Annotated in this window: 24 protein-coding genes, 1 other RNA gene and 2 pseudogenes; 6 read left to right on the top strand and 21 right to left on the bottom strand. The window is 71.3% G+C overall.

Going from position 1 to position 18,763, the window contains the following annotated elements; genetic code table 11:
* Positions 1–2: 2 nt before the first annotated feature.
* The 6 genes from ssrA to ftsE all read right to left on the bottom strand — a co-directional run bounded on the left by ssrA (position 3) and on the right by ftsE (position 4,913).
* Positions 3–372: a transfer-messenger RNA gene (ssrA, locus tag ENKNEFLB_RS17495) on the bottom strand.
* 69 nt (positions 373–441) lie between these two features.
* The gene (locus tag ENKNEFLB_RS17500) at positions 442–1,380 is read right to left on the bottom strand and encodes an amidohydrolase family protein (protein ID WP_246535639.1); all 939 of its coding nucleotides are present in this window, start codon (positions 1,378–1,380) and stop codon (positions 442–444) included.
* A gap of 5 nt (positions 1,381–1,385) precedes the next feature.
* The gene (gene smpB / locus ENKNEFLB_RS17505) at positions 1,386–1,865 is read right to left on the bottom strand and encodes an SsrA-binding protein SmpB (protein WP_214056544.1); all 480 of its coding nucleotides are present in this window, start codon (positions 1,863–1,865) and stop codon (positions 1,386–1,388) included.
* Between the two features lie 47 nt (positions 1,866–1,912).
* Positions 1,913–3,187 carry a M23 family metallopeptidase gene (locus ENKNEFLB_RS17510; RefSeq protein ID WP_214056545.1) on the bottom strand — a complete coding sequence of 425 codons (1,275 nt, stop codon included), beginning with the start codon at positions 3,185–3,187 and terminating at the stop codon, positions 1,913–1,915.
* 58 nt (positions 3,188–3,245) lie between these two features.
* On the bottom strand, positions 3,246–4,157 hold the full coding sequence (ftsX, locus tag ENKNEFLB_RS17515; RefSeq protein ID WP_214056546.1) for a permease-like cell division protein FtsX: 912 nt from the start codon (positions 4,155–4,157) through the stop codon (positions 3,246–3,248).
* Positions 4,158–4,223: 66 nt separating this feature from the next.
* Complete coding sequence (gene ftsE / locus ENKNEFLB_RS17520; RefSeq protein WP_214056547.1) at positions 4,224–4,913, bottom strand: cell division ATP-binding protein FtsE; 690 nt, start codon at positions 4,911–4,913, stop codon at positions 4,224–4,226.
* Positions 4,914–4,998: 85 nt separating this feature from the next.
* On the opposite strand from ftsE, the gene ENKNEFLB_RS17525 reads away from it, so the two are divergent.
* Complete coding sequence (locus ENKNEFLB_RS17525; protein ID WP_214056548.1) at positions 4,999–5,697, top strand: hypothetical protein; 699 nt, start codon at positions 4,999–5,001, stop codon at positions 5,695–5,697.
* A 15-nt stretch (positions 5,698–5,712) separates the two neighbouring features.
* On the opposite strand, the gene prfB is transcribed toward ENKNEFLB_RS17525, so the two are convergent.
* The 11 genes from prfB to ENKNEFLB_RS22940 all read right to left on the bottom strand — a co-directional run bounded on the left by prfB (position 5,713) and on the right by ENKNEFLB_RS22940 (position 12,666).
* The gene (prfB, locus tag ENKNEFLB_RS17530; RefSeq protein ID WP_214056549.1) at positions 5,713–6,828 is read right to left on the bottom strand and encodes a peptide chain release factor 2; all 1,116 of its coding nucleotides are present in this window, start codon (positions 6,826–6,828) and stop codon (positions 5,713–5,715) included.
* A gap of 36 nt (positions 6,829–6,864) precedes the next feature.
* Positions 6,865–7,968, bottom strand: a complete 1,104-nt coding sequence (locus ENKNEFLB_RS17535) for an NAD(P)H-binding protein (protein WP_214056550.1) — start codon at positions 7,966–7,968, stop codon at positions 6,865–6,867.
* Positions 7,969–8,030: 62 nt separating this feature from the next.
* The gene (locus tag ENKNEFLB_RS17540) at positions 8,031–8,498 is read right to left on the bottom strand and encodes a CAP domain-containing protein (RefSeq protein WP_214056551.1); all 468 of its coding nucleotides are present in this window, start codon (positions 8,496–8,498) and stop codon (positions 8,031–8,033) included.
* A 39-nt stretch (positions 8,499–8,537) separates the two neighbouring features.
* On the bottom strand, positions 8,538–8,999 hold the full coding sequence (locus ENKNEFLB_RS17545) for a pilus assembly protein TadG-related protein (RefSeq protein ID WP_246535640.1): 462 nt from the start codon (positions 8,997–8,999) through the stop codon (positions 8,538–8,540).
* Positions 8,996–9,445 carry a hypothetical protein gene (locus ENKNEFLB_RS17550; protein WP_214056552.1) on the bottom strand — a complete coding sequence of 150 codons (450 nt, stop codon included), beginning with the start codon at positions 9,443–9,445 and terminating at the stop codon, positions 8,996–8,998. Before ENKNEFLB_RS17550 ends, ENKNEFLB_RS17545 begins: the two co-directional genes overlap by 4 nt.
* Positions 9,442–9,834 (bottom strand): TadE/TadG family type IV pilus assembly protein, encoded by a 393-nt coding sequence (locus ENKNEFLB_RS17555; RefSeq protein WP_246535641.1) that lies wholly within the window; start codon positions 9,832–9,834, stop codon positions 9,442–9,444. The genes ENKNEFLB_RS17550 and ENKNEFLB_RS17555 overlap by 4 nt, the downstream gene beginning before the upstream one ends.
* Before the next feature lie 10 nt (positions 9,835–9,844).
* Positions 9,845–10,048: a hypothetical protein gene (locus ENKNEFLB_RS17560; protein WP_214056553.1), complete on the bottom strand. Its 204-nt coding sequence runs from the start codon at positions 10,046–10,048 to the stop codon at positions 9,845–9,847.
* 22 nt (positions 10,049–10,070) lie between these two features.
* A complete protein-coding gene (locus ENKNEFLB_RS17565; protein ID WP_214056554.1) occupies positions 10,071–11,012 on the bottom strand; it encodes a type II secretion system F family protein in 942 nt (313 codons plus the stop codon).
* Positions 11,009–11,863 carry a type II secretion system F family protein gene (locus ENKNEFLB_RS17570; RefSeq protein ID WP_214056555.1) on the bottom strand — a complete coding sequence of 285 codons (855 nt, stop codon included), beginning with the start codon at positions 11,861–11,863 and terminating at the stop codon, positions 11,009–11,011. The genes ENKNEFLB_RS17565 and ENKNEFLB_RS17570 overlap by 4 nt, the downstream gene beginning before the upstream one ends.
* A 33-nt stretch (positions 11,864–11,896) precedes the next feature.
* Positions 11,897–12,451: a CpaF/VirB11 family protein gene (locus tag ENKNEFLB_RS17575; protein WP_275955903.1), complete on the bottom strand. Its 555-nt coding sequence runs from the start codon at positions 12,449–12,451 to the stop codon at positions 11,897–11,899.
* Positions 12,448–12,666 (bottom strand): ATPase, T2SS/T4P/T4SS family, encoded by a 219-nt coding sequence (locus ENKNEFLB_RS22940; RefSeq protein WP_214056556.1) that lies wholly within the window; start codon positions 12,664–12,666, stop codon positions 12,448–12,450. The genes ENKNEFLB_RS17575 and ENKNEFLB_RS22940 overlap by 4 nt, the downstream gene beginning before the upstream one ends.
* A gap of 144 nt (positions 12,667–12,810) precedes the next feature.
* On the opposite strand from ENKNEFLB_RS22940, the gene ENKNEFLB_RS17585 reads away from it, so the two are divergent.
* The 5 genes from ENKNEFLB_RS17585 to ENKNEFLB_RS17605 all read left to right on the top strand — a co-directional run bounded on the left by ENKNEFLB_RS17585 (position 12,811) and on the right by ENKNEFLB_RS17605 (position 16,476).
* Positions 12,811–13,341 carry a DUF1622 domain-containing protein gene (locus tag ENKNEFLB_RS17585; RefSeq protein WP_214056557.1) on the top strand — a complete coding sequence of 177 codons (531 nt, stop codon included), beginning with the start codon at positions 12,811–12,813 and terminating at the stop codon, positions 13,339–13,341.
* A gap of 20 nt (positions 13,342–13,361) precedes the next feature.
* On the top strand, positions 13,362–13,673 hold the full coding sequence (locus ENKNEFLB_RS17590; RefSeq protein ID WP_214056558.1) for a DUF1622 domain-containing protein: 312 nt from the start codon (positions 13,362–13,364) through the stop codon (positions 13,671–13,673).
* Positions 13,674–14,295: 622 nt separating this feature from the next.
* Complete coding sequence (locus tag ENKNEFLB_RS17595; RefSeq protein ID WP_214056559.1) at positions 14,296–14,871, top strand: RNA polymerase sigma factor; 576 nt, start codon at positions 14,296–14,298, stop codon at positions 14,869–14,871.
* A gap of 434 nt (positions 14,872–15,305) precedes the next feature.
* Positions 15,306–15,704 (top strand): hypothetical protein, encoded by a 399-nt coding sequence (locus ENKNEFLB_RS17600; protein WP_214056560.1) that lies wholly within the window; start codon positions 15,306–15,308, stop codon positions 15,702–15,704.
* 433 nt (positions 15,705–16,137) lie between these two features.
* Entirely contained in the window at positions 16,138–16,476 is a 339-nt protein-coding gene (locus ENKNEFLB_RS17605; RefSeq protein WP_214056561.1) for a GNAT family N-acetyltransferase, read from the top strand.
* 434 nt (positions 16,477–16,910) lie between these two features.
* Here the strand turns inward: ENKNEFLB_RS17605 and ENKNEFLB_RS17610 are convergent, their stop codons facing one another.
* The 4 genes and pseudogenes from ENKNEFLB_RS17610 to ENKNEFLB_RS17630 form a co-directional block, all read right to left on the bottom strand.
* Positions 16,911–17,165: a helix-turn-helix domain-containing protein gene (locus ENKNEFLB_RS17610; RefSeq protein WP_214056562.1), complete on the bottom strand. Its 255-nt coding sequence runs from the start codon at positions 17,163–17,165 to the stop codon at positions 16,911–16,913.
* The gene (locus ENKNEFLB_RS17615) at positions 17,166–17,672 is read right to left on the bottom strand and encodes a DUF2975 domain-containing protein (protein WP_214056563.1); all 507 of its coding nucleotides are present in this window, start codon (positions 17,670–17,672) and stop codon (positions 17,166–17,168) included.
* A 92-nt stretch (positions 17,673–17,764) separates the two neighbouring features.
* Positions 17,765–18,403, bottom strand: a pseudogene (locus tag ENKNEFLB_RS22700) (transposase); the annotation flags it as partial.
* 84 nt (positions 18,404–18,487) lie between these two features.
* Positions 18,488–18,667, bottom strand: a pseudogene (locus ENKNEFLB_RS17630) (IS3 family transposase); the annotation flags it as partial.
* Between the last annotated feature and the right edge of the window lie 96 nt (positions 18,668–18,763).

Raw genomic sequence — 18,763 nt, forward strand, 5'->3', positions numbered from 1 at the left:
TGTCGTGGAGCTGGCGGGAATCGAACCCGCGTCCTCGAGCGTCGAACCAGGTCTTCTCCGGGTGCAGTCCGTGCTGTCGTTTTCTCGGCCCCGACGCTCGCACGAACACGTCGCCGACAGGCCCAGTCAGGTTTGAGTCCCGATCACCCGCCCTGACAGCAGGTGATCAGCAAGTCTCCTAGATGACGCCAGGATCCGGGACGGAGACGGATGCCCGGTCTGACGCTTCGATCACTGCTCAGGCAGCGAGAGCGAAGGAACTGCGCTTAGAGTCGGCAGTTATAAGTTCCCAACGATCGTTTACGAGATGACGTTGGCTCCTCGACCCGCTTCCCCTGGGACGTACGTCCCAAGTCGAAACCGATCAGCCCCTCTTGAGTTGTGACCCCAGCATACCCGCCCCACCCGGGGGCGCGTCGAGCCGACGACGAGGCGGCCCGCTCAGCCGCCGACGCCGACCCCGAAGAGCTCCGCACCGTTGTCCCAGCACACCGCGCGCAACCAGTCGTCGCCCAGCCCGAGCCGCTCCAGGCTCTCCAGCTGGTGGGCGTAGGGGTACGGGATCGTCGGGAAGTCGGTGCCCAGCAGGATCTTGCCGCCGAGGTCCCGCAGCGCCGGCACGAGGTGGTCGGGGAAGCGGCCCGCGGCCTCGTCGAAGAAGTCGGTGAAGACCATCGTGGTGTCCAGCCGCACGCGCTCGAAGCGCTCGGCGAGCGCGAAGAAGCCGTCGTACTCCGGCGCCCCCATGTGCGCGACCACGACGGCCAGCCGCGGGAACCGCTCGAGGACCGCGCGCATTGGCTCGGGCCCGGTGAAGGCGTTCGCGACGGGGCCCGACCCGGCGTGCACGACCACCGGCGTGCCGGCGTCCTCGAGCACGCCCCAGACGGGGTCGAGCAGCCGGTCGTCGAGGTGGAACTCCCCCACCTGCACGTGGACCTTGAAGACCGCGATGCCGTCGCCGACCAGGTCCGCGACGTAGGCGCCCGCCTCCGGCTCGGGGAAGAACGTGCCGGACCACAGGCTCTCGGGCACGTCGCGGGCGAAGCCCCGCGCCCACTCGTTGAGGAACCCCGCCACCCCGGGCTTGTGGGCGTAGGGCAGCGTCGGGAAGGCACGGACGCCCATCGCCCGCAGCAGCGCCACCCGCTCCTCGAGCGGGGCCCGGTAGCGGATCGGCCACGGCCGCCCGATCTTGGGACCGGCCGCGTCGAAGACGGCGTAGACGGCCCTCTCGATCGGTGGCGGCAGGAAGTGGGTGTGGACGTCCACCAGGCCCGGCAGGCCCAGGCGTTCCCAGAACGCACGGACGGGGGCGACGTCGTGGTCTCGAGACGCTCGCTCCTCGACCACCGGGGACGGGGCCCCCTCCTCGACCACCGGGGTCAGTCGTCCATGCCCTTGAGGCGACGCCCCAGGGCCTGGTCCTTCTCCCGGACGGCCTGGCGCTCGGCGAGCGCGTGCCGCTTGTCCCACGTCTTCTTGCCCTTGCCGAGGGCGATCTCGACCTTGGCGCGGCCGTTGAGGAAGTAGAGCGCGAGCGGGATGACGGTCAGGCCCTTCTCGCTCGCGCGACGCTCGATCTTCTCGATCTCGCTGCGGTGCAGCAGCAGCTTGCGCTTGCGGCGGGCGGCGTGGTTGGTCCACGTGCCCTGGGTGTACTCCGGGATGTGCACCCCGTGCAGCCAGGCCTCGTCCCGCTCGATGTCGACGAACCCGTCGACCAGCGAGGCACGGCCCATCCGCAGCGACTTCACCTCGGTGCCCTGCAGCACCATGCCGGCCTCGAAGGTGTCCTCGATGAGGTAGTCGTGCCGCGCCTTCTTGTTCTGCGCGACGATCTGCCGCCCCTGCTCCTTGGCCATGGGTCCATCCTCCCAGGCACGGTCAATCGGGTTGCCCGGAGGTGGCGCTACAGGTACGTCATCGGGTCGACGGCGGTGCCGTTCTCCAGCAGCGTGAAGTGCAGGTGGCAGCCGGTGGACCAGCCCGTGTCACCGACGTACCCGAGGGTCTGGCCCTGGGAGACCCGCTCGCCCACGCCGACGGTGTAGCTCGACGCGTGGTTGTAGACCGCGGTGAGGTTGACGCCGTTGACGTTGCCCAGCGAGACGTAGAGGCGGTTGCCGTACACCTCGGAGGAGTAGCTGGAGATGACGGTCCCGTCGGCCATGGCCGACAGCGGGGCACCACAGCCGGGGGCGAAGTCGGTGCCGTCGTGCAGCCCGTAGTAGCCGTAGATCGGGTGCGTGCGGTACCCGTACGGCGAGGTGATGGACCCGCCGGACGGCATCGTGAAGAGGCCTGCCGTCTCGCCGGTGTACCCGGTCCCGGCCCGCTCGGCCGCGCGCTGGGCGGCGAGGATCTTCTCGCGGACCCCGGCCTCCTGCCGCTCGAGCTCCACCAGTGCCTTCTGGTCCTCGGCGCGGGCGGCCAGCGCGGCCTGCTTGGCCGACCGGCTGGTCCGCACCAGCTCCAGCACCTGGTCACGGGCGGTGACCGCGCGGTCGCGCAGCAGGCGCATCCGCCGCACGGTGCGCGCGGCCTCGGCCTGCTGGGCGGCGACGAGGTCGGTGGCCTCGGCCACCTCGGCCTCGGTGGCCTCGAGGCGGGCCTCGGCGGTCTGGACCTCGTCGTACACCGTGGTCTGGCGCCCCACGATGAGCTGCTCGGCCTGCTGCTCGACCTCGATGTCCTCGAGCGACCCGGCGGACAGGAAGGACGACAGGGTCCGCAGACCGGGGTCGCCCGCCCCCTGGTAGATCGAGGTGATCGTGTCGGTGGCCTCGGTCCGGGTCTGGGCGACCGCGATCCGGCCGGCGATCAGCGCGGTCTGGGCGGCCGCCAGGCGCTCCTCGGAGGCAGCCAGCTCGACCCGCAGCTCGGCGTTGCGGTCGGCGGCCGCGGCGACCTCGCCCTCGAGCCGGGCCAGCTCGTCGCGGGCGTCGGCGAGCCGGCCCGTGGCGGCGTCCAGCGCGGCGTTCGCCCGCTGGGCCCGGTCGCTGGCCTCGTCGATGCCGTTGCGCGTGGCGGCGATCCGGTCCTGGATCTCCTGCTGCCGGTCGCGCAGGCCCTCCGCCGAGGCCGGGGACGTCGAGGACAGGGTCGTGCCCAGACCGCACGTGAGCGCAGCAGCCAGGGTGACTGCTGCGGCACGGCGACGAGGAGCGCTGGGGAAGGAGCGCACGTGTTCCGCCTTCGGCGTTTTCGGGGAAGAGAAGCACCCCGACGGTAGGGCCTGGCGGTCAGACTTTGATGTATTTGCGGGTCAGCAGGAGTGTCGGCAGCAGCGTCAGGGCGGGCCCGAGCAGGGCCACCACCACCACCGCGAAACCCCACTCGCTCCAGCCCACCCACGGGATGAACGTCAGGTCCTGCGCGACCCCGTCGGTGATGCCGAACTTGAGGAAGCTGGCCAGCGCCCCGGCGGCCAGGCCGACCCCGATCACCGCCGTCACCAGTGCCTCCATCAGGAACGGCAGCGCGATGTAGAGCGTGGACGCGCCGACCAGGCGCATGATGCCGATCTCCTTGCGCCGCGCGAAGGCCGCCAGCCGGATCGTGTTGGCCACCAGCAGCAGCGCCGCGGCCACCAGGAGCGCCGCGGTCCCCCAGGCCGCGATGGTCAGGACGTCGATCGAGTCGAGGATCGGGCCCACCGAGTCGCGCAGGTCCTGGACCTGGGACACCCCGTCCAGGCCGGTCACCGCGCTGGTCACCCCGGCGAACTCGTTGGGGTCCTGCAGCGTGATCCGCACCGACTGGGCCATGTCGTCCTCGGTCAGCAGCGGGTTGGGGCCCGAGAAGGTCTCCTCGCCGTAGAGCTCCTTGACCTTCTCGAAGGCCTCCGCCTTGCTCTCCAGCTGGTAGTCGGAGACCTCGGGGTTCTCGGCGACCGTGGTCACGACCTGGTCGAGCTGCGGGTCGGTGACCTCGGACTGGCAGGCCGGGTTCTCGTCACCGTCGCGGCACAGGTAGACGGTGATCTGGAGCTGGTTGCCCCACTGCTCGGTCGCGCGGTCGGCCTGCTGGGCCAGCAGCGTCCCGAGCCCGACGAGGGTGAGCGAGACGAACAGGGTCAGCACGACGGCGATGTGCATCGAGACGTTGCGACGCAGCCCCTGACGGAGCTCGGTGAAGATGTAGCGCAGCTGCATGAGGGGGGTGGCTCCTGGGTCTGGCGGGGGCGGTGCAGGGTCCGTCGCGGTACGGCCGGGGGCGGCTCAGCCCGCGGCGCCGTACCCGCCCTCGACCTGGTCGCGGACGAGGCGGCCGCCGTCGAGCTCGACGACGCGCTTGCGCATGTGGTCGACCACGCCGGAGTCGTGGGTGGCCATCAGGACGGTGGTGCCGGTCTGGTTGATCCGTTCCAGCAGCTTCATGACCTCCACCGAGCTGGTGGGGTCGAGGTTGCCGGTGGGCTCGTCGGCGATCAGGATCATCGGTCGGTTGACGAAGGCCCGGGCGATCGCCACCCGCTGCTGCTCACCGCCGGAGAGCTCGTCGGGCAGCCGGTCGCCCTTGCCGGACAGCCCGACCAGCTCGAGGGTCTCCGGGACGACCTGACGGATCTCGCTGCGCGACTTGCCGATCACCTGGAGGGCGAAGGCGACGTTCTCGGAGACGTTCTTGTTCTGCAGCAGGCGGAAGTCCTGGAAGACCGTCCCGATCTGGCGGCGCAGCCGCGGGACCTTCCAGCCGGCGAGGCGGTTGATCTCCTTGCCGGCGACGTAGACGCGACCCGACGTGGGCCGGGCCTCGCGCAGCACCAGGCGCAGCGCGGTGGACTTCCCGGAGCCCGAGGCGCCGACCAGGAAGACGAACTCGCCCTTCTCGATGTCGACGGTGACCCCGTCGAGGGCAGGCGCTCCCGGGCCGGGGTAGGTCTTGGTGACCTTCTCGAATCGAATCACGTGGACCGAATATAGGTGGTAGGACCAGTCCGGCGGGGAGCCTGGCCGCACGGTGCGGCCCCGGCCGACCCGTAGGCTTCCGGCCGTGCTTCCCACCGACCCCGTCCGCCGCCGTCGCGCCGGCCTGGCGCTGGTCGGCGTCCTGGTGCTCGTCGTGGTGGTCGCCCTGGTCGGCCTCACCCTCGGCCGGGGCGGCGACGACGACGCGGGCGGCGGGTCCGGCGCCCCCTCCCCCACCGACACCGGCACGCCGCTGGAGGACGTCGACACGACCACGCTCGCGGTCGCCCGTGAACCGTTCTGCGAGGCCGTGGATCCGGCCTCGGTGCTGCGCGCGCTGGCGCTGACCACCGAGGACACCGACCGGGTGGACGCCGCCGCCTGGGAGAACGGTCAGCGGACCGCGCTCGAGCCCGGCCTGCGCGACATCGCCCACGAGCACGGCTGCTCCTGGCAGGGCCCCGGCGGCGTCCGGGCCCGGGCCTGGGTGTTCGTGCCGCCGACCACGGTCGCCGAGGCGCGCGCCCTGCGCTCCTCCACCGCCGGGGCCGACGGGTGCACGCCGGCGGCGGGCGCCCCGGCGTACGGGACCCCGACGGTGGCCGTCGACTGTCAAGACGGGCCCCGCCGGGAGCGGGTGCTGGCCGGGCTGTTCGGCGACGCCTGGCTCACCTGCACCCTGGAGGCGCCGCGTGCCGGCGACGGGGCGCCGACCAGCGAGGAGCTCGCGGCGCGGGCCTCGACGTGGTGTGCGGCCGTGGCCGGGGCGGCGTCGGGCTCCTAGGCGGCGAGCCGGGGATCAGGCGTCGGCGACGACCGCGCCGCGGCGCCAGCGGATGCCGGCCTCGAGGAAGCCGTCGAGGTCGCCGTCGAGGACCTGGCTGGGGTTGCCGGCCTCGAAGCCCGTCCGCAGGTCCTTGACGACCTGGTACGGGTTCAGCACGTAGTTGCGCATCTGGTCGCCCCAGCTGGCCTGGGCGTCGCCGCGCATGCCGTCGAGGTGCGCCTTCTCCTCGGCCTTCTTGCGGGCCAGCAGCTTGGCCTTCAGCACCACCATGGCGCTGGCCTTGTTCTGCAGCTGGCTCTTCTCGTTCTGGCAGGACACGACGGTGCCGGTCGGCAGGTGCGTCAGGCGCACCGCGGAGTCGGTGGTGTTGACCGACTGCCCGCCGGGGCCGCCGGAGCGGTAGACGTCGACCCGGATCTCCTCGTCGGGCACGTCGATCTCGTCGGTCTGCTCGAGCACCGGCACCACCTCGACGGCGGCGAAGGAGGTCTGGCGGCGGCCCTGGTTGTCGAAGGGGCTGATCCGGACCAGGCGGTGGGTGCCGGCCTCGACCGAGAGCGTGCCGTAGGTGTACGGCGCGTGGACGGCGAAGGTGGCCGACTTGAGCCCGGCCTCCTCGGCGTAGGAGGTCTCGAAGACCTCGACGGGGTACTTGTGCTGCTCGGCCCAGCGCGTGTACATCCGCATCAGCATCTCGGCGAAGTCGGCGGCGTCCACCCCGCCCGCGCCGGAACGGATGGTCACCAGGGCCTCGCGGACGTCGTACTCGCCCGAGAGGAGCGTGCGGACCTCGAGGGACTCGACGGCGTCGCGGACCTTCGCGAGCTCGCGCTCGGCCTCGGCCATCGAGTCGGCGTCGCCCTCCTCCTGGCCGAGCTCGACGAGCGCGCCGAGGTCCTCGATCCGGGCGTTCAGCTCGTCGAAGCGGTCGACCTGACCCTGCAGGTGCGAGAGCTGACCGGTGACGCGGGTGGCGTTGGCCTGGTCGTCCCAGAGGTCGGGCGCGGCGACCTGCTCGCCGAGGTCGCGGATCTCGCGGCGCATCTCGTCGACGTCGAGCGCCTGCTCGATGGTCCGCATCGTCGCGGTGAGGGTCTTGAACGCAGAGTCGAAGTCGGGGCCAGCCACGTCAGGGGACTCTACCCGCGAGGTCGGACGGGCCGGTCAGCCGAGCAGACGGGCCAGCCGGCGGGCGGGGTTGAGGCCGGTGGCTGCACTCGCGCGCACCACGGCGGGCACCGGCAGGGACAGCCCGGTGAGCTTCTCGACCAGCAGCCGACGGTCGGTCCAGGCGGCGTCGCCGTCCAGGAGCGCCTCGGCGGGGCGACCGCCGCTGCCGGGGTGGTCGGGGTGCAGCGACTGCTCGACCGCGACGGCCAGCGGCGTCTGGGCGGTGGGCAGCACCCAGTGCCGGTCGGGGGCGCAGACCATGTCGTGGCGCAGGCTCTCCACCAGCGAGGCGACCGTGGACGCCGGTGCGGTGAGCAGCAGCGGGGCCGCCCGCGCCACCAGCGCGGTGGGGACCAGGGGGATGCGCAGGCGGACGCGGAAGAGCCCCGCCGCGGCGCAGAACATGGCGAGGAAGTCGGTGTAGCGCAGGATGTCGGGCCCGCCGACGTCGACGGAACCCTCGACGTCGTCGTGCTCGAGGGCGTGGACCAGCATGGTGAGGGTGTCGCTGACCGCGATCGGCTGGACCTGGTGGTCCAGCCAGGTCGGGACGGGCTGCACGAGCAGCAGCGAGGAGACCTGGCGGATGATCTCGAACGACGTCGACCCGGCCCCGACGACGACGCCGGCGCGCATCGACAGCGTCGAGCAGGACGCCTGGTCGAGGATCTCCTCGACCTCCAGGCGCGAGGACAGGTGGGCCGAGAGGTGGTCGCGGGCGACGTCGGGCACCAGGCCGGAGAGGTAGACGACCCGCTCCACGCCGGCCTCGTCGACGGCCTCGCGCATCGCGTGCGCGGCGACGCGGTCGCGGTCGGTGAAGTCGGGGCGGTCCAGGCCGTGCACGAGGTAGCAGACGGCGTCGACGCCCTGGACCGCCGCGCGCACGTCGGCCGGCTCGGTGGCCTGCATGACCCGCCACTCGACGCGGTCCTCCCAGGGGAAGGCGCCCGGCTTGGGAGGTGAGGACGCGGTCGCGACCACGGTGTGGCCGCGGTCGAGCAGGGCCGGGACGAGGCGGGAGCCGACGTACCCCCGGGCGCCCGTCACCAGGATCGTGCGGGGCGTCTCGGGCAGGGGGGTGGGGTTCTGGCTCACGCTCGCGACGGTAGCCGTGGGACGCGGCCCGGCCGGGTGGTCGGGCGCGCGTCGGGCGCGCGTCAGGCGCGGCGGCCGAAGACCTGCGCGGCGTACCAGCGCCCGTCGTCGCCCTTCGCCGCGGCGACGGCGACGCGGCGGTATGTCGGGCTCAGGATGTTGGCGCGGTGGCCCTCCGAGCCCATCCACCCGCGGACGACCGCACGACCGGAGGTGTAGCCGACGGCGACGTTCTCCCCGACGGCGTTCATCCCGCAGTCGCCGATGATCGGCGCCATCTCCTGGTGGAACATCCGCTCCTGCCGGGCCATGTCGCGGGCGTGGGCGCGGGCCTTGCGCAGCAGGCATCGCTGACCGGTCAGGCGGGCGCGGTCGTGGTCGGCACGGGCGGCGTTGGTGGCCTGGACCGCGGTGCGGGCGTACCGGTCGGCGGGTGCGGCGTCGGCGGCCGGGGCGGCGGTGAGCAGGCCGGCGGTGAGGGCCGTGGTCAGCGCGGAGGCGGCGAGGAGGGGGCGGAGGGTGGGGGGCATGGGACGACGGTAGGACGACGGCCGGCCCGGCGGGGCAGATCAGTCCTCCGGGTCGACCACGGCCGATCCCGTCGAGCCGACGGACGGGGCGGCGGGAGCGCCCGGGAAGTCGAGCGGCAGCTCGAGCGGGGCGCTGAGCCGGACCGTGACGGTGGTGGCGTCGACCGACACGTCGTAGGCCAGGCCCGGGTAGCGGCCGCGGGCTCCCACCTGGTCGAGATAGGCCCCCACCGCCTGCCGGGCCCGGTCGGCGGTGACCTCGAGGCTGCCCTCGACCGGCACGCCCTGGGTGTAGACCTCCTGGCCCTCGGCGGCCAGGTCGGCGCCCTGCAGCGCCGCCCCGTCGGCGAGCGTGTCCAGGCCCTGGCGCTGGACGTAAGCGGCGGTGGAGTCGACGGCGACGGCGACCACCAGCAGCAGGACGGCGGCGAAGCCGATCAGCATCACGGTGGTCGCGCCACGCTCGGTCCTTCCCCGGGTCGCGCCGGACCGGGGCCTCACCCGACCTCCTGGAACTGCCCGACCGGGACGGTGTGGGTGGCGTCGAGGCCGAACGCCGGGCGGCCCGAGCCGAGCACGTCCGGCAGCAGCGGCAGCGCGACCTCGCTGGTCACGCGGACCGTGATCACCGAGGCGCCGGCGTGGCAGTCGCCGGGGTACGGCCGGCAGGTCACCGTCACCTCCAGCGGCGCCGCCGCCATGCCCTGGTCGGCCAGCGCCTGCCGGGCCGCGGCCCGGGCCCGCTCGGCGCCGCTCGCGTCGTCGGGCGCCAGGGCGTACGCCCGCCCCGCCGCCCGGGCGGCCGCCGACGTCCCGAACGCCCCGGCCTGCACCTCCCCGATCGACACCACCACCCACACCATCGGCAGCAGGAGCAGCGTGCCGAGCCAGACCAGCTCGACCACCGCGCTCCCCCGGTCCCCGCCCCTCCTCCCGGTCGGGGTCACGGCAGCTCCTCGACCGCGCGGCCGCTGACCGTCAGCCCGACGGACGGCCCGAGCAGGCCCAGCGCCGGGACCTCGGCGCTGACCACGACCTCGACCCCGGGAGCGCCCCCGACGGTCGTCGGCCGGGCGCGGACGTCGCGGGCGTACCGCGCGGCGAGCGCCCCGTCGATCTGGCGGCGGGTCAGCGCCACGCCGTCCGCGGGACCACGGTCGACGGTGGCGGCGTACCGGGCTCCCTCCGACGCGGCCGCGGCCAGGGTGTTGCGGACCAGCATCACCAGGGCCACCTGGACCACGCCGAGCACCATCGGCACCAGCACGACCAGCACCAGGACGAAGTCGACGACGGCCGAGCCGCGCTCGCGCCCTCCCCGGCCCCGTCGCAGCACCGGGGGGCTCCTACCGCACCGAGTTGAGCGCGTTGCGCAGCATCTCGGACAGCTCGGTGCGCAGCAGCGGGGTCAGCACGGCCACGACCCCGGCCGACATCACCGTGACCATCACCCACCCGGGCACGTCACCCCGCTCGTCGCGGCGCCGTGGGCGTCCCGGCGCCGCGAGCGCCAGGTGGAGGCGGACCAGGAGCAGCAGGATCGGTGTCATCGGAGTTCTCTCTGGGTGGGGGTCAGGTGGTCAGGGACAGGCCGACGAAGCCCGGCCAGAACGCGAAGAGGATGGTCACGGGCAGCACGAGGAACACGACGGGCGCCATCATCAGGACCTCGCGGCGCGAGGCTGCCTCGATCAGCTCGCGGCGCCCGGCCTCGCGGACGTCGGCGGCCTGGGCGTGCAGGACGTCGGCCAGCGGGGTGCCGCGCTCGACCGCGACGGCGACGCCCTGGGCGAAGCGCGCCACGAGCGGCAGCCCGCTGGAGGCGGCCATCCCGTCGAAGGCGACCCCGACGGGCTCGCCCGTGCGGACCGAGGCCAGCACCCGGGCCAGGTCGGCGGACAGCTCCCCTCCGCTGCGGCGCACGACCCGGTCCAGCGCGGCCACCGGGCCCTCGCCCGCGGCCACAGCCAGGGCGAGCAGCTCGGCCACGGTGGGGAACTCGGCCAGGATGCGGCGCTCGCGGGCCGCGACCTGGGCGCTCAGCCGGCGGTCGCGCAGCACCACGCCGCCGACGAACGCCGCCACGCAGAGCGTCACCAGGACCAGCGGATCGCCCCGCCCGGTGACGGTGACCAGCACGCCGTACGCCGCCGCGAGCGCGAACCCGGTCAGCCCCCAGAGGACCTGCTCGACCCGGAAGTCGTGCACGCCGCGGTCCGACCCGCACCGCCGCAGCCGCCACTGCACCGACGACGAGCCGCCGAGGACCCGGTCGACGGTCCGTGCGGCCCGCCCCAGGACCGGCCCGAGCACACCGGTGACGACCGACGCCGGGTCGCCGCCGGCGCCGACCGGGAGACCGGCCGGTCGGCCCACCAGCGGGAGGTCCCGGACGTACGGCAGGACGCGCACCGCGACCTGGGTACGGCGCAGGACCAGCACCCGCCCGAGGACCACGATGAGTCCGAGCCCCGCCCCGAGGCCGCAGACAGCGCCCCACACGGCCGGCGTCATGCCAGGATCCGCCGCTCGACCGGGAGGCGGCCGATCCGCATCATCACGCGGTAGGCCAGGACGCAGGTCACGGCGCCGCCGACCAGGATCACCACGCCGGCGGCCGAGGAGAAGCGCTGGATGACCTCCGGGCGACCGCTCATCAGGACCAGGACCGCCCACGGCGCCCCGACCGCGAGCCGCGCGCCGTTGACCGCCCACGACTGGCGCGACTCGAGCTCGGAACGGGTGCGCAGGTCGTCGCGGAGGTACCCGGACAGGTTGCGCAGCAGCCGGCCGAGCTCTCCCCCGCCGACCTCACGGGCGACGCGCAGGCCCTCGACGACACGGTCGCCGACCGGGTCGGCGAGGCGCTCCTTCAACCGGTCCAGGGACTCCCCGAACCGGCCGGTGACCTGGTAGTCCAGCGCGAACGCGTCGAAGGCCGGCCGCAGCGGCTCGGGTCCCCGGACGGCGAGCGCCCCCAGGGCGTCCGGCAGGGACAGCCCGGCGCGGACCGCGGAGGCCAGGTTGTCCACCGCCTCGGGCCACACCTCGGCGAAGTCGCGCTGGCGGCGCCGCCCGCGTCCGCTGACGATCGCGACCGGCGCGTACGCGGCCATCCCCGCGAAGACGAGGGCGACCGGCAGGGTGCCGGTGACGGCCTGGACCACCAGGGCGACCACGGCCCCGGTCGCGACGCAGAGGCCCACGAGGGACCGCGGCGACACCTCGGCGAGCCCGGCCCGGGAGAGCAGGACGGCCAGCCGCGACGTGCGCGCGACGGTGCGCCGCGGCCGGCGCGGGAGGAAGAAGGCCGACCACACCAGGGCGAGGCCGAGCCCGGTGCCGATCCCGAGCAGTGCTCCCACGTCCGCCCACCCCCTCCCCTGCCGCGGCCCGGCTCAACGCTCGGCCAGGAGCCGGTCGAGGTCGAGCCCGGCCCGCGCGAACAGCTCCGGGCGCGGCGGGCGCCCGTTGCCACGGCGCAGCTCGCCCCCTTCACGCGCGAACAAGGTCTCGGTCTCGATCACGTCGTTCTCGGCCCGCCCCGGCACGCCGACGACCTCGTTCACCCGGCGGACGCCCCGGGCGTCCACGCCCAGATGGACGACGAGGTCGACCGACGACGCGACGGTGGGCACGACGAACCGGGCCGAGATGTTCTCCCCGGCCAGCAGCGGCAGGATGCACACCTTGACGAGGGCCTCCCGGGCGCTGTTGGCGTGGATGGTGCACATGCCCGGAAGGCCCGCGTTGAGCGCGAGCAGCAGGTCCAGGCACTCCTCGGAGCGGACCTCCCCCACGATGATCCGGGAGGGCCGCATCCGCAGCGCCTCCTTCACCAGGTCACGCAGCCGGATCTCGCCGGTGCCCTCGAGCCCGGACTGGCGGGTCTGCAGCGGCACCCAGTCGGGGTGCGGGAACCTGAGCTCGAACACCTCCTCGGCCGAGATCACCCGCTCGCCCCCGGGATCGCCGCGGCGAGGCAGTTGAGCAGGGTCGTCTTGCCTGCCTGGGTCCCCCCGGCGACCAGCACGTTCAGCCCGGCCCGCACGACGGCGTCGAGGAAGGCCGCCGCCTGCGGCGTCAGGCTGCCGAGCTCCACGAGGTCGGCGAGCCTGGTCGCGCGCAGCACGAACTTGCGGATGTTGACCGCAGTGACAAAAACCACTGCACCCTGACCAGGGAAGACAGCGTAAGGCCAGCCCTACCGTCCCGCGCCAGGAACCTCGTCTGCCCGTCGGCGCCCGGGCCCCGTTCCCATCATGTCGCAGTACGCTCCTGCCGGCGCCGGACGTGGCCCATAGCGTTGCTTATGACCGCCGAGGCTCTTATGACCGCCGACATCGATCGCGGTGACGGCCACGTCGGAACAGGAGACAGCATGATTCCGCAGGTCGAGATCCTCCCCGAGGAGACACTGCGCGATGCTGTGGACCTCTTGGTCCGGTTGGTCGAGGCAGCGGGAGCCGCTGTGATATTTCTCGGCGCAGTGCTGGCCATCGTGCAGTTCGTGCGCGTCCTGCCCAGCCGAGGGCCTGAGCGGTTCACCGAGGTCCGGTTGACCCTCGGTCGGTTCCTTGCGCTTGGACTGGAGTTCCAGCTGGCTTCCGACGTGCTCCGCACCGCAATCGCACCGAGCTTCGAGGAGCTCGGCAAGCTGGCGGCAGTCGCGGCCATCCGGACCGCGTTGAACTTCTTCCTCGCTCGAGAGATCAAGGAGGAGACCGCACAGGTTGATGCCGGAACCCGCCGTTCGGTGGTGGGACAGGACCCAGGTGAGGCTGTCGGCAGTGCTCCCGAGGGACGTCAGCGGGGACGCGAGAGGGGCGATTCGCTTCCATGAGTGGGGTCGACTTTCTAGCGGTGACCGAGGGAGCGGCGCTACTGATCACAGTGGCAGCCGTTCTCCTCACCGTCCTGATCTGGCTGGCCACGCGTGCGTGGCGACCGACCGTGCCGGTCCTTCTCGAGCTTCTCCTCGCCGCCGGACTTCTGCGGCTCAGCGTCAATGACGACTGGCGCGCCATCGCGGGGGCGGCCGCGATCGTCGCCATCCGCACGCTGGTGAAGTACGCCGGCAACAGCGAAACCGGCTTGGCGTCAGCCGCAATGCTGAATCGCCCCGCTGGCCGAGTCGCGCGTCGGCAGGGACATCCAGTAGAAGGATTCCACTGACATGCGGACCGAGCAGCGTCGCAGACGCTTCGTCTTCGCCTGGGTCTTGGCGCTGGGGCTCGGCGGATGCGTGTGGTGGGGCATACTAGAGCGCCTGTAAGTGTGCGTGGTGGCAGGCCTGGGGCTGGCTGGCAGGGTTGGCGGCGGTCCTCCGGATCGGGCGTGACTCGTGAAGCGCCTGACCTCTTCGGCGTGTCTTGCCTGGGATCTGTCCGTAAGGTCCGGGGGCCGGCGTCGACGGCTACATCTTGAAGTCCGTCTCCTCCGACGACCTGGTCGGCGCCCTCGAGCGCATCTTCCACGGCGAGCGCATCTTCCCGGACGACGAACGGCGAATGGCGACCGACGAGAGTCGGTCAGGCGCCGCGTTGATCGCCGGTAGGGATGGGCTCGCGGAGCGACCCGGTACGGGATGCCGCACTGGCACGCTGTGAGCCCACCGTCACGTGGAGCGTGCGACTCTCCTCTGAGACGAAACCGGTCTCAGGGTCAGTCGAGGTGGTCCAGCCAGGGGTTGCCGAGGGTGCGCTCGGTGAACGCTGGGCGGGCTTCCGTCTGCAGGTGATCGAAGTTTCTTGGCCTGTGGCTGACACACGCGCGCTGGAGTGGACAGGTAGTGAGCATGACGACTTCGGACGGGGCCGCGCAGGCGTCGCGCGAGGAACGCTTCCGGGCGGTCTTCGACGCGACGTACGCCGATTTGTTGCGGTTCGCTCAGCGACGCGCTGATGCGAGCCACGCCGAGGACATCACGGCCGATGTGTTCCTCGTTGCGTGGCGACGGATAGGCGACATGCCGATCTCCATCACCGATGCCCGCCCCTGGCTCTTCGGCGTCGCCCGCGCCACCATGCTCAACTTCCAGCGCGGGAACGCCAGGCGCGAGGCGCTCGCCGTGCGACTCTCCGCTGCTCTACCCCTCAGCGTGGCTGGTGACGACTCCGTCACGGCGCACCTCGACCTTGCCACGGCATGGGAACGGTTAACGCGAGCTGAGCAGGAAACGATCAGTCTCACCGTGTGGGAGGGCCTCTCCTCCGCACAGGCAGCAGTGGTTCTCGAGTGCTCCGCGGTCGCTTACCGCCTACGACTGTCCCGGGCTCGCCGCTCTCTGCGTCGCCATCTCGACGCAGCCAGCTCCTCTATCGAGCTCACCTCGCCCGCGAGCAACGCACCTCTGAGGGAGAACCGTTCATGAAAAGTCACAAAGACACCCAGATCACCCGTGCGCTACAAGATCTCGACGCGGCCGATCACTCGCTCGACGAGGCCCAGCGTGCACGCGCCGCCCGCACACGCGAGGAGATCGTGGCCAGTGGCCCCGTCGAACCCACTCGCACGTCGCCGCCCCACAGGGCCCCGCGCAGGCGGGCGACCCGGCCCCTGCTCGTCGGCGGCGTTCTCGCTGCCGTCGCTGCCGTCGCTGCCGTCGTGGCAGGCCCGGTCCTCGTACGCGGAGACGAGGCCTTCGCCTCCTGGTCCCCGACCCCGGTCGAGCTCAGGGGCCCAGCACGCGCCGCGGCAGTCGACGCATGCCTGGCACTCCAGTCTGAAGGGACGGCGGGACTCGGCGTCGAGCCCGCCGCTGAGCCCGTAACACTCGTCGCGGAGGAGCGCGGAGGCTGGACCTATGTGCTGTTCAGAGTGGCCGGGTTGTCCCAACCCGAGCTGGAAGGTTCCTGCCTGATGCCTGAGGATCTGGTGAGGAACCCCGAACCCGGAGAAGGGGGCTTCTTTGGCGGCCTGAGCGGCGCGGACGACACCGCCGGGCCGGCTCGAGGACGTACCGCGGTTCGCGAGGACGAGTACGGCGTCGGGTCGGTCGGCGATGACATGTTCGCGCGTGTCGAGGGGCAAGCAGGCGCAGATGTCGCCCGCATCGAGGTCATCACCCCGGGTGGCCTCAAGGTTGAAGCCTCCGTAGACGAGGGACACTGGGCCGCGTGGTGGCCGGTCGACAACGACGAACTGGGTGCCACCGAGATGCTCACCTACGAGGTCACCCTGCGCGACGGCACCGTCACCGGCTGAGTCCGCATCCTCGGCTGAGCGCACCTCCGCGGCCCAAAGGGACCTGGGGTTTGATGGAGCACCTGTTCGCGTCGAGTCGATCCACCGCGTTCGCCGGAAACAACCTCATCGGTGTTCCGCAGGCGGAACGGCATGCGGTGCGTGAGTCCCACTCGAGAACACTGCGAGAATCGGCATCGTGGGCGAACTCGAGGGAAACGAGGTGTTGGTGAACCTCTCCGATGGCCACGCGACTTTGCGGCCCTGGCGTCGGAGCGATGCCCCCTTCATGGCAACAGCGAGTGTCGACGACGAGATCCGGCGCTACAACGGGGCTCACGATCGACGAGGGCGCCCGGGTCCTGAGTTGTCGGTCGAGGATGCCGAGCGGGCTATCGACCGGTTCAGCAGGAACTGGTAGCAGTTCCACGCGACGGGCATCCCCATTGGCACCGTGTTCGCCATCGTCGAGGCTCCCTCCGGTGGACTCGTCGGATGCTGTGGCGTCGATGACTGGACCGGGGAGGACGTGGCGCAGTTTGGCTACTGGATCGCGCTACCTGCCAGAGGACGCGGGTACGCGACCCGGGCGGTGGTGCAGATGACTCGCTGGCTTTTCGGTCATGGTGCCGCGCGGGTCGTGCTGAGGATCGTCGCGGACAACCACGGCTCGGCCGCGGTGGCGCGTAGGGCGGGGTTCGAGCACGAGGGAACCATGCGAGACCACGGCGTCTGGGACGGCCGGCGTTGTGACGTCATGGTGTTCGCGGCTCTCGCGACCGAGTGGGCGTGAGTAAGTCAGATGACCTCCCGCAGCGACCCAGAACAGGCCCCCCGGAGGGATGACACTGTGCGTCGGTCTTTGCTCGTGACCCTCGGAGCGACTGACCGCGGCCACGGCACGGAGGTCACCCAGCTGGCGGTCGCTTACGCACTCGACGACGTGGGCCCCTGCACCGCGTCCGCCTGAGCGTCCACGACGTCAACCCGCGAGCTCGCCGGGCGTACGAGAAGTGTGGCTTCCGGCAGGACTCGTACTTGGCGGTCCACGCAAGAAAGCTCGCCCGTGGTCGGGCGGTCGCATCCGACGATGAACCGCAACGTGACGGATCTTCCGGCCCGTTCTGGGCCCCAGGAGTCCGGTCAACATGCCCGAATGTGCCGTGGAAGTGATGTCGTCGAGAGCAGCGACTTTGCCGTAGCGCGTTGATAGGTGACGAGCCTTGATCATCTCGGGGCACCGCCCGCATTGGAGTCCTGTGCTGGGTCGTGAATCTGCTCCGGTTCCCAGCGGAGGAGGTCGCCTGGCTGGCAGTCGAGGGTTTCGCACAATGCGGCCAACGTGGCGAACCGCACCGCTTTGGCTCGGCCGTTCTTGAGGACCGCGATGTTGGCTGGGGTGATGCCCACCTGGTCCGCGAGAGCGCCGACCGCCATCTTGCGCCGGGCGAGCATCACGTCGATGTCGACGATGATCGGCATTCAGATCACCTCATCGAGCTCGGACTGCAGTTGCTTGGCCTCAGAGTCCAATGCGACCGCCTGAGCCAACAGGGTCCTCATCACGTAGACGAGCAGTGCCACCCCGGCGATCACTAGGGCAAATCCGCTGATCAGACCGACCAGACCGGGGGCGACCTCATCGCCAGGCGTGGCGTGATTGGCGAAGCGAGCCACCACGGCGACGGCGAGGATGAGCACCGCGGCAGCACTAACTGACCCGATGACCAGGTCGACGTAACGGAACGCCGCGTGGGAAAAGACCGTGCCCCGCTTGACCATGGTCAACAACCGCCAGATACACACCGCGATGACCTGCAAGGTCACCACGCTGAGCACGCCGATGCTCACCAACGAGATCCCGATCCTGGTGGGGTCCGTATCGGTGTCCAACCACAGCAAGGACACCATTCCTACCTGCACCACCACGGACCCTGCTAGCGCGATGGCCATCACCACACGCAGCGCTGCGATAACTCGACCGCTCATTTCTCGACCCTTTCATGTCGTCGTGCGACACTAATCTATCGAAACTCGATCGAGCAGACAAGCGCTGGTGGCGTCAAGGCCACCAGGGTGGCGAGGAGATCGTCGTGGACCGGCGGACCGGGCTGGCGGTTCAGGCCGCGCTTCTTGGAGTGCACAGACCACAGTCGTTGGACCGAGCACAGCCGCCAGGTGCGGTTGTCGGAGATCTGGTGGCCGGCATCGCGGAGGTCATCGGCGATCAGCCGGTAGCCGAACTCAGTGTCGTCTGTGTGCAGGTCGACCGCGGCGTTGGTGAGGTAGGCGTCGGTCAGGTCGCGGGCGCTGACGGGGTCCGCGCGCCACTTGTAGAAGGCCTGGGTGGAGAAGCCGAGCACCCTGCAGGTCACCGTGACCGGCACCCGGATGGGGGCGTGGGTCGCGGCCAGTTCGAGGACCAGCGGGTACATCATTTTGGGTTGACGTCACGCGAGAGGTAGGCGACCGCGCGTCGCATCACCTCGGCCTCCTGCTCGAGCAGACGGATCCGCTTCTTGGCCTCACGCAGCTCGGCTGAGTCTGCCGCTGTCGGGCCCGGGCGGGCGCCGTCCTCGACGTCGGCTTTTCTTCATCCAGTTGTGCAAGCAACCTTCGGAGATCCCGAAGTCCCTCGCGATCTGAGTCAACGGAGCGCCGCCCTTGCGGGCGACTGCCACGACGTCGTCGCGGAACTCCTTGGGATAGGGCTTCGGCATGATGACGATCCTTCCAGCGAGGAGCGATCCTCACAGGCAAGATGACGTGCCCCCCGGGTTGGTTACCCCTGGGTGTGTGAATCCTCAGGCGGTTACGGTGTTGAACTCGGAGCGTAGTTCGTACTCGATCGGGGTGCGGTAGTCGATGCTGGAGTGGCGTCGCTGGCGGTTGTAGAAGATCTCGATGTAATCGAAGATCGCGTTGGCCAGCTCCACGCGGGTCTTCCACTTCCTGCGGTTGAGCAGCTCGATCTGCATCGAGGATCAGAACGACTGTGAGACTCCCAGCATGCTGCGCGGCAAGGTGGTGCCGGCTGACGTGACCCACAGAATGACCGACCCCACCGGTGTCCTCATTGA

This window comes from Nocardioides aquaticus, assembly GCF_018459925.1.
Lineage (GTDB): Bacteria > Actinomycetota > Actinomycetes > Propionibacteriales > Nocardioidaceae > Nocardioides > Nocardioides aquaticus.

Coding starts and splice junctions, on each gene's coding strand:
- ENKNEFLB_RS17615 (WP_214056563.1), bottom strand. CDS start 17,672: ATGAGCGGTCGAGTTATCGCAGCGCTGCGTGTGGTGATGGCCATCGCG.
- ENKNEFLB_RS17595 (WP_214056559.1), top strand. CDS start 14,296: ATGACGACTTCGGACGGGGCCGCGCAGGCGTCGCGCGAGGAACGCTTC.
- ENKNEFLB_RS17565 (WP_214056554.1), bottom strand. CDS start 11,012: ATGACGCCGGCCGTGTGGGGCGCTGTCTGCGGCCTCGGGGCGGGGCTC.
- smpB (WP_214056544.1), bottom strand. CDS start 1,865: ATGGCCAAGGAGCAGGGGCGGCAGATCGTCGCGCAGAACAAGAAGGCG.
- ENKNEFLB_RS17585 (WP_214056557.1), top strand. CDS start 12,811: ATGACCGCCGAGGCTCTTATGACCGCCGACATCGATCGCGGTGACGGC.
- ENKNEFLB_RS17560 (WP_214056553.1), bottom strand. CDS start 10,048: ATGACACCGATCCTGCTGCTCCTGGTCCGCCTCCACCTGGCGCTCGCG.
- ENKNEFLB_RS17610 (WP_214056562.1), bottom strand. CDS start 17,165: ATGCCGATCATCGTCGACATCGACGTGATGCTCGCCCGGCGCAAGATG.
- ftsX (WP_214056546.1), bottom strand. CDS start 4,157: ATGCAGCTGCGCTACATCTTCACCGAGCTCCGTCAGGGGCTGCGTCGC.
- ENKNEFLB_RS17540 (WP_214056551.1), bottom strand. CDS start 8,498: ATGCCCCCCACCCTCCGCCCCCTCCTCGCCGCCTCCGCGCTGACCACG.